This window comes from Halomonas sp. SpR1, assembly GCF_031010175.1.
Lineage (GTDB): Bacteria > Pseudomonadota > Gammaproteobacteria > Pseudomonadales > Halomonadaceae > Vreelandella.
Genome location: NZ_JAUAMB010000008.1, coordinates 147189 through 155532, shown reverse-complemented (window position 1 = coordinate 155532; position 8344 = coordinate 147189). Strand labels below are relative to the sequence as shown.

Sequence of the window (8344 nt, the reverse complement as noted above, 5' to 3'; positions counted from 1 at the left end):
TATGCGCGGATACTCATCGGGGCCAGAGGCGCCAGGAGACGACGCCTCATGCACAGGCCGGATATATGGCAGCAACCTGTTCCTGCATCGATGACCGAAGCCTTGCAAGCAGGGAGGAGACCATATATGGGTTTACACCACCCCCGCATAGGGTTGATCAGACCGTTCATATGCTTTTGCGGACTACTTCAAATCCATGCTTTTAACTGCTTACGATAATCCTCCTGCGCCTGGCTGGCGCTGACCGGCGTAAGCCACACCTCGGTACCGGGCAGGCATTGGGAAAGCGTGGCGCAGGCCATCGGGGTGAGAGCGCCTAAACGCGGGTAGCCGCCAATGGTCTGGCGGTCGTTCATCAGTACGATGGGTTGACCATCCGGCGGTACCTGCACCGCCCCCAGCGGAATGCCTTCGGAAATAATCCCCGTAAGCGAACCGTGTAGCGCGGGGCCGGTGAGCCGGACGCCCATGCGGTCGGCGCGGTTATCCACTGTCCAGGGGTGGTTGAACGCTTGGAATAACGCTCGACCGCTAAACGAAGCGATTTGCGAACCGAGCACGATAGGCAAGCGGCAGCCCGAGGTGGGCATAAGTGGGCCTTGGCCTTCTGGAATTCGGCGTAGTGCAGGGTCGGTGCCTTTCCAGGTTAAACGGTCGCCCACTTTTAAGGGCTTACCATCTTCATGCAGGCCACCGATTTGTTCGCGGGCGGTGCAGGCGCGGCTGCCTAGCACTTCTGGCGCGTTTAACCCGCCGGGAAAGGCGAGGTAGGCACGCAGGCCGTGGCGCGGTTGGCGGAACTCCAGGCGCTGGCCGGGCAGTAGCTTAAAGCTTACGTTCGGGGCCAGCGGCTTGCCATCAAGTTGGGCGTCCAGATCCGCACCGGTCAGTGCCAGGCGCACCTCGCGTTCGGTTTCAAAGCTCAGGCCGCCGCCCATAACGATTTCCAGCGCGGCGCTGTTTAACGCATTGCCCAGCAACCAGTTGGCCCAGTTAAAGGCAACCCAGTCGGCGGCGCCGCCCTGGGTAACGCCTAAATGGCCGACCCCAAAGCGTCCAGCATCTTGAATCAATGCCAGTGGGCCTGCTTGTTTAACCACCATGCCTGTTTGTGCATCGTTCATGGTGACGTTGCTCATGGGCGCTCCTCCATGGGCGTGGTATCACCACCGTCCGCTTCAAACTCCGCCCGGGAGATTGCTCTAAAACGCACCTTGTCGCCGGGGCGGAAAAGCGGATCGCCGCGCTTGGCATGCTCGAACAGCGGCACGTTGGTGCGACCCAGAATATTCCAGCCGCCCGGCGAGAGCAGTGGGTAAATGGCAGTTTGACGATCGGCGATGCCCACGCTTCCGGCGGCAACTTTTCGCCGCGGCGTTTTCAGGCGCGGCGTAGCGAGCGATTCGTCTACCAAGCCCATAAAGCCATAGCCGGGCGCGAAGCCGAGTGCGAATACGCAGTAGTCGTGGTTGCAGTGCTGATTAATCAGCTCGCCCACACTGATGCCAGCGCGCTTGGCGACCAGGGGCAGCTCAGGGCCCACGCTTTCGTCGTACCACACCGGGATGTCGTGGAGCTCACCGGCTTTTGTATCCACAGGGGTAAGGCCTGAAAGCGCCTTGTGAATAAGTTGCATAGCCTCGCTATGGGCTAACTGCTGGCAGTCGTAATGCAGCAACAGCGTGGTGTAAGAGGGCACCAGGTCAATTAACGCGTTCCCAAAGGCGTTACGCAGCGCTTGGTCGGCGGCGATGACCCAGGCCATATTGGCTTCGTCGATGGCGTCGAACAGGCGCACCATCAGGGCATCCATGGCGGCGGTTTCAATGCGCACCTTCACGCCTGCTCCAACGCCTGAAAGGCCTCGCGGATAGCGCGAACGGCAGCCACGGACTCAGGATTGTCGCCGTGAACGCAGAGGGTGTCGCAGGCTAACTGCAGTTGGGTACCGTCAAGTGCGGTCAGCGGCTCGCCTTTGGCCAGCATAACGGCTTGATTGACGATGGTGTTCTGGTCGTGGTGAACGGCATTGGGTAAACGCCGTGAGGCCAAGTGACCGTTGGCGTCGTAGGCGCGATCAGCAAAGGTCTCGAACCACAGGGTAATGCCCATTTTGGCGGCTAGCTCGCGGTGCGGCTCGGGATTGGCAGTGGACATAATCATGAGTGGCAAATTGGGGTCGTAAGCCCGCACCGCGCGCATCACGCCCTCCAGTAGCGCCGGGTTGGCGGCCATGTCGTTATACAGCGCACCGTGAGGTTTGATGTAGCTTAGCTGAGTGCCTTCGGCTTGGCATATGCCCGCCAATGCCCCCACTTGATAAAGCACCATATCTTCCGCTTCTTCCGGCGAGCAGGCCATGGAGCGTCGCCCAAACCCCATCAAATCCGGGTAGCCAGGGTGCGCGCCAATACGCACGTCATTTTGAACCGCTAGTTTGACGGTGCGGCGCATCTCGTGGGGGTCAGAGGCGTGGAAGCCGCAGGCGATATTGGCGCAATCGACGTAAGGCATCGCCTCGGCATCCAGGCCGAGGCGCCAGTTGCCGAAACTTTCGCCCATATCGCAATTAAGCAGGGGGATAGCCATGGCGACTCCTGTTAGTTATGGGGGCTTTCAGTTATTAGTGCTTTCACTTGGCTGAAGCAAAATGCGAAGCCAACACCAATATATGAAGTCGGTTTGCTCAGTGCCAATCGTTTTTGTCGATACTAACTATCGGGCTCTCCTATCATATTGTTATTTATTGAAAAATGGTTGACGGTGAGGGGCGATACGCTTATCACAGTATAGGCGCGGCGTGATAATAACGTTGGTCGAGTTGCGCTGTCGGGAGTGGTCTCAAAGTTGCATAGTGACATGCTAGCTGTGTGGTAACCCTCGGCAGTAACGATGCAACGGCGCAACGGTGTTTTCCACTTTAGAAGGTCATGGGTAGGCGAGTCACTATGCTCGATTTTAAGGAACTTGAGGCGTTTGTATGGGCGGTAAGGCTTGGCTCCTTCCGTAAGGCGGCGACCCGCCTGCACCTTACCCAGCCTTCCGTCTCTGAGCGTATTTCACGCCTTGAATCCACGGTGGGAGAATTGCTGCTGGAACGGTCTGCTCGGCCTATCCAGCCGACCATGCGCGGTCGTGAGTTCTTTGTCCACGCTGAGCGAATGTTGCACCAACGCGATGAGGCAATGAAGCTATTCGATAGCGAAGAGGCTTTTTCTGCACCACTTCGGCTCGGCACGATTGAAACCATTGCCCATAGCTGGTTTCCCGACTTTATGCGCAGGCTCACCGAGCGGTATCCGCGTCTCACCATAGAACTGACGGTTGATTATTCGCCGGTGCTGAATGAGCGGCTACTGGGCAATGAGCTGGATATTGTGCTGGCGATGAATGGCTATTCGCCGCAGAAGCAGATCGAGTACGAGTCACTCAGCCCCTATGAGATGGGCATGTTTGTCTCTCCCCGGCACGCCAAGCTGCTAAGTGAAAGTGCCGCCGCCTGGGGTAAACAACTGCCGTTTATTTCGTTTGGTAAGCAGGCGCGCCCTTATGCCGAGCTGGTGAGTTACCTGGCAGAGCAGGGCGTGGCCAGCCCGCGTATTCATAGCGTTAGTACCTTGATGACGATTGTACGCATGACCACCGAAGGGTTAGGAATCGGCGCGCTGCCGGTGGCTACGGTGCTGGATGAGTGGCAGCGGGGGGAGCTCTACCGCCTTGAACTGCCGGTGCCGTTACCGGCCATGCATTATGATGCGATATGGCGCAATGCGAATCATCCGCGCTTTTGCCGAGGCGTTGCCCGCTTGGCCCAGCAGTGTGCCTGCCGCTACGCCCAGGCGCGGCGTGCTGATATGACAACAACACTTTTCTCCGGGCGCTGGGTTGCTACCCGCGCCTCCTCTGGTACCACCGAAGCAATGCACTAGAAGCAACGCACTATCAGAAGCACCACACTATTAATAGAAACAAGAGGGTTCTCACGATGCGCAAGACAATCACGACTTCACTGCTACTAGCGACCGCCTGCGGATTAACGGTGTCGGCTCACGCCGCAGAATGGACGATGGCGACACCTTACGGGGATGCCAGCTTTCATACCCAAAACAACAAACAGTTCGCTGAAGATGTAGCAGAAGCGACCGACGGTGAGCTGACCATTACCGTGCATAGCGGCGGCTCGCTGGTCTCACATGGTGAGATTAAGCCGTCGGTGCGCCGTGGCACTATTGATGCAGGTGAAGTATTCCTCTCGGTTCTTTCCAACGATGACCCCATTTTCGAAGTGGATACGCTGCCAGGTGTGGCGGGAAGCTACGACGATGCCTATACGCTGTGGGAAGCCACCAAACCGATGATCACCGAACTGTTCGCTTATGAAGGGTTGATTCCGCTCTACGCAGTCGCTTGGCCTGCACAAGGTATCTATACCGCAGAGCCTCTCACCGACCCCGAGCAGTTTGAAGGTTTGCGCGTCCGTGCGCCTAACATTAATACCCAGCGTTTCATTGATAATCTGGGCGGTAGCCCGACTGAAACAGAGGAGTCTGATATCCCTACCGCTTTCAGCACCGGGCGTGTGGATGCCATGATCACCTCAAGCTCCACCGGCAATTCCATGGCCGCGTGGGATTACGTGACGGATTACACCGACGCCAAGCTGTGGCTGCCGAAGAATATTGTGTTTATCAGCCAACGTAGTTTTGATGGCCTGGATGAGGAGACCCAGGCAGCCCTGATGGAAGCCGCCGCTGAAGCTGAAAAACGGGGTTGGGAAATGAGCCGCGAAGATAACGATGCCAGTCTTGCCGTTTTGCAAGAGAACGGTATCTCGGTCTCTGAGCCTAACGACGCTATTTCAGAAGCGCTTCAGGCGGCCGGTGATCAGTTGTTCGAAGATTGGCAGTCACGTGCCGATGATGAAGCCAAACAGGCGCTGGAAAGCTACCGTGAGCAGCGCGATAGCTAAGCATCGTTTAGCCTAAGTTCTAATTAATCTAAGTGATGGTTAATCTAAGTACTGTTTAACCTACCTACTGGTTAGCCCAAGTACTCGTTTAACTGGGCTCTGTCGTGATGTTGTCTGCAGGTGCGGTGGCGATGTCGCCGTACCTGCTTCTCCCACGCGCTTCTTGAGGCTGCGAACATGACGTTTAAATTCGACAAGCTCTATCGCCTGGGGGCTTGGGGTGCGGCAGCGTGTATGGTCGCTATTTGTACGCTGATAGCGCTGCAGGTGACCTTTCGCCTGCTAGATGCCCTGCTGGTGCTGGTGGGCCTAAGCCGCCTGGGTCTGAGTATTACCGGCGTTTCGGAAATTGCTTCTTACCTACTGGTCGGCGCGACCTTTCTGGGGCTGGCCTACACCTTTGTGCATCACGCCCACATTCGCGTGACGCTGTTGATCACTCGGCTACCACCGTCAATCCGTGTGTGGTTTGAAGTGTTTGGCCTCATCGTCGCCCTGGCGATCAGCCTGGTGCTCAGTTACGGCCTGATTGGCCTGGCGAGAGAGAGCATACAGTATAATGACGTGTCTTCAGGATTTGTATCGATTCCATTGTGGATTCCTCAACTCGTGCTCGCGACAAGCGTTGGGCTGCTGTGCCTGGCGCTTGCTGAAGCCTTGTTTATGGCGGTTCGTATAGCCATTCGTGACCCTGCGAGCTTTCGCGAAGCGGCGGCCCCAGATGACAGCGAGGGCCACTAAATGGCGATTTTCACCCAGTCTGTTGAAACGACATCTCTGTTAACCTCGCTGCTGCCTGAATTGGAGAGATCCTTGTGCTGCTACTAAGTCTCGCCACTATATTGACCCTTGTGGTACTCCTGGGGAGCGGGGTGTGGATCGCCTTTGCGCTGATCGGCACCGCCTGGATAGCGCTTGAGTTCTTCAGCTCATTCTCCCCAGGGGCTATCCTGGCCTCCGATTTTTGGGGCGCCAGCTACGGCTGGGATCTCACTGCACTGCCGATGTTTATCTGGATGGGCGAGATTCTGTTTCGCTCCGGGCTTGCTGACAATATGTTTCGTGGCCTGTCGCCCTGGTTAAACCGCCTGCCGGGGCGTTTGCTGCATACCAATATCATTGGCAGCGGCATGTTTGCGGCAGTGTGCGGCTCCTCGGCCGCCACCTGTGCCACGGTGGGCAAAATGACCCTGCCGGAGCTGGAGCGGCGGGGCTACGACAGCAATATGGCGATTGGTACCCTGGCCAGCGCTTCCACCTTGGGGCTGTTGATTCCGCCCTCAATCGTACTGATTGTCTACGGCGTGGTCACCGAGCAGTCAATCTCCAGGCTGTTTATGGCCGGTATTGGCCCGGGCCTGATGATCCTGGCGATGTTTATGAGTTATCTAGTGCTCTGGGCGCTACTCAAGGGCAACCGCCAAGGGCTTACCGGCGCAGATGAATCCGGTATGAGTTTTGCCGAAAAGCTGCGCAATACCTGGTCACTGGTGCCTATTCTGCTGCTGATTGGCGGGATTATCTTTTCGATCTATGGCGGTTTGGCGTCGCCCACCGAGGCCGCGGCAGTCGGTGTGGTGTTGTCGATCGTGATTGCGCGCTTTAACGGTCACTTTGATCGCGAGATTTTTAAAAGCTCGCTGTTTGCCGCTGTGCGTACCGCCTGCATGATCGCTTTTATTATTGCTGGCGCCTCGTTTTTGACCTCGGCCATGGGTTTTACCCAGGTGCCCATGAAATTGGCCCAGGCGATTGGTGAAATGGGGCTATCACCCACCATGCTGCTGATTGCGCTCACCTTACTGCTGCTGGTGATGGGCTGTTTTCTCGACGGCATTTCGCTGATTCTGCTAGTCACTGCGATTATCATGCCGTTAGTGAGCGCCGCCGGTTTCGATCTGATTTGGTTTGGTATTTATCTGGTCGTGGTGGTTGAAATGTCGCAAATTACCCCGCCGGTGGGTTTCAACCTGTTCGTGATCCAGGGGCTAACCGGTAAAGATATTCTAACCATTACCAAAGCCACGCTGCCGTTTTTCCTGTTGATGTTATTGGCGATTGCCTTAATGCATATCTTCCCTGGCATTGCCCTCTACCTACCGCAGGCAATGACGCAGTGAGGCACTGATAAAAGAAGCCTGTTCTAGAAAAAACGCGCTGGCCGGAGTGCTTGATGGCGCTTATGTTCCGGTCAGCGATTTAAGACTTAGTGCGGGATTGTTTATTGAGCTTTTTGAAAGCTATGTCTTTGTTGAGCCCATCCGGGGCGCTATACCCTTTGCGTAGCATCGTGAGTGCTTTTGACTGCGCTTCTCTGCGGCTGTTGAGTATGAGTGTATGGTTAAGCAGGAGCTGTTGAGCATCTTCAAGCAGCTCTTTGGGGTTAATAGAAGCGGGAGCATCCATCATTAGGGTCTGAGCGATTAACTCCATTTTAGGCTGAACTTCCTGGAGAGCGTTTTTAATTGACACAGGGGGTAGCCCTTTTGTCGTGCTTAAATCGACTATCAGGGTGGTAAGGCGCTCTTCTGGAGTAGGCGACAGGTAGGCATCCGCCACCGGGCCGGATAGGCGAACGCACATGTCCAGCAAGCTATTCCCGGTGCTATCGCCAGTACTATCACCAGTACTATTACCAGCACTATCACCAGTACTATCGCTTGCTCTATCGCTTTTATAGGGGGCATGGCTAAAACGTATGGTATTGACCAGCGTGGAGGGGATCCGCCATTTGGCGGCTAGCCAAGCCCCTATAACGGGGTGGTCACAACCAAAATAACGCTGCTCCTCTTGAATAAGATGGTCATGGGGTATAGTCCTATCGTTATAGAGTTCGTCTGCTTGTTCAGGGTAGGTCGCACTCAACGCCAATATGCCAATATCCTGTAGCAGCGCTGCCGTAAAGGCATTGCCTGCCAGTTTAGGGCACACTTGCTCGGCAAGCTGGCGCGCTATCAACGCAGACAGAATCGATCGCTGCCAAATATACGTATGCTGCGGCCCTTTACTGGGATGTTGAAAAAGGTTGAAGCTCAACACGACGGTTAATGTGGCATCGAGTCCTAAGCGCTGGATGGCTTCAAGGCACGTTTGTGTCGAGTTGGCGGAGCGGGTGAGGTGGACGCTATTGGCGAGCGATATTAACCGAGCGGTTAACGCTGGGTCATGCTCAATGGTCTCGGCAACATCGTTGATAGTCGTTTTCGAAGATTGCGTTAACCTGAGGATGCGTAATGCGATTGAGGGCAGCGAAGGTAAGCGTTGGCACCTGAGGAAATCGCTGATTAAAAAACCAGGCAGTGCTTCAGTGAGCATTACGTAAAGCGCTTCATCCTTGGTCGATGTTTTAGTCACGTTATCTCCTGCGCACTTTTA

General features: G+C 55.8%; 8 protein-coding genes. 4 read left to right on the top strand and 4 right to left on the bottom strand.

The genetic code is table 11. The features are described from left to right. Positions 1–188: 188 nt before the first annotated feature. The 3 genes from QT231_RS08530 to QT231_RS08520 are packed head-to-tail and all read right to left on the bottom strand — an operon-like array spanning position 189 to position 2589. Entirely contained in the window at positions 189–1139 is a 951-nt protein-coding gene (locus QT231_RS08530; protein WP_308336484.1) for a biotin-dependent carboxyltransferase family protein, read from the bottom strand. Next, positions 1136–1840, bottom strand: coding sequence for a 5-oxoprolinase subunit PxpB (pxpB, locus tag QT231_RS08525; RefSeq protein ID WP_308336483.1), 705 nt, complete (start codon positions 1838–1840; stop codon positions 1136–1138). The genes QT231_RS08530 and pxpB overlap by 4 nt, the downstream gene beginning before the upstream one ends. Beyond that, positions 1837–2589 carry a 5-oxoprolinase subunit PxpA gene (locus QT231_RS08520; protein ID WP_308336482.1) on the bottom strand — a complete coding sequence of 251 codons (753 nt, stop codon included), beginning with the start codon at positions 2587–2589 and terminating at the stop codon, positions 1837–1839. The genes pxpB and QT231_RS08520 overlap by 4 nt, the downstream gene beginning before the upstream one ends. A 359-nt stretch (positions 2590–2948) precedes the next feature. On the opposite strand from QT231_RS08520, the gene QT231_RS08515 reads away from it, so the two are divergent. The 4 genes from QT231_RS08515 (at position 2949) to QT231_RS08500 (ending at position 7089) form a co-directional block, all read left to right on the top strand. Next, positions 2949–3929: a LysR family transcriptional regulator gene (locus QT231_RS08515; protein ID WP_308336481.1), complete on the top strand. Its 981-nt coding sequence runs from the start codon at positions 2949–2951 to the stop codon at positions 3927–3929. 56 nt (positions 3930–3985) lie between these two features. Beyond that, positions 3986–4969: a TRAP transporter substrate-binding protein gene (locus tag QT231_RS08510; RefSeq protein WP_308336480.1), complete on the top strand. Its 984-nt coding sequence runs from the start codon at positions 3986–3988 to the stop codon at positions 4967–4969. Between the two features lie 177 nt (positions 4970–5146). Continuing rightward, on the top strand, positions 5147–5710 hold the full coding sequence (locus QT231_RS08505; protein WP_308336479.1) for a TRAP transporter small permease: 564 nt from the start codon (positions 5147–5149) through the stop codon (positions 5708–5710). Between the two features lie 74 nt (positions 5711–5784). Beyond that, on the top strand, positions 5785–7089 hold the full coding sequence (locus QT231_RS08500) for a TRAP transporter large permease subunit (protein WP_308336478.1): 1305 nt from the start codon (positions 5785–5787) through the stop codon (positions 7087–7089). Between the two features lie 79 nt (positions 7090–7168). On the opposite strand, the gene QT231_RS08495 is transcribed toward QT231_RS08500, so the two are convergent. Then, on the bottom strand, positions 7169–8323 hold the full coding sequence (locus tag QT231_RS08495) for an HDOD domain-containing protein (RefSeq protein ID WP_308336477.1): 1155 nt from the start codon (positions 8321–8323) through the stop codon (positions 7169–7171). Positions 8324–8344: the final 21 nt, after the last annotated feature.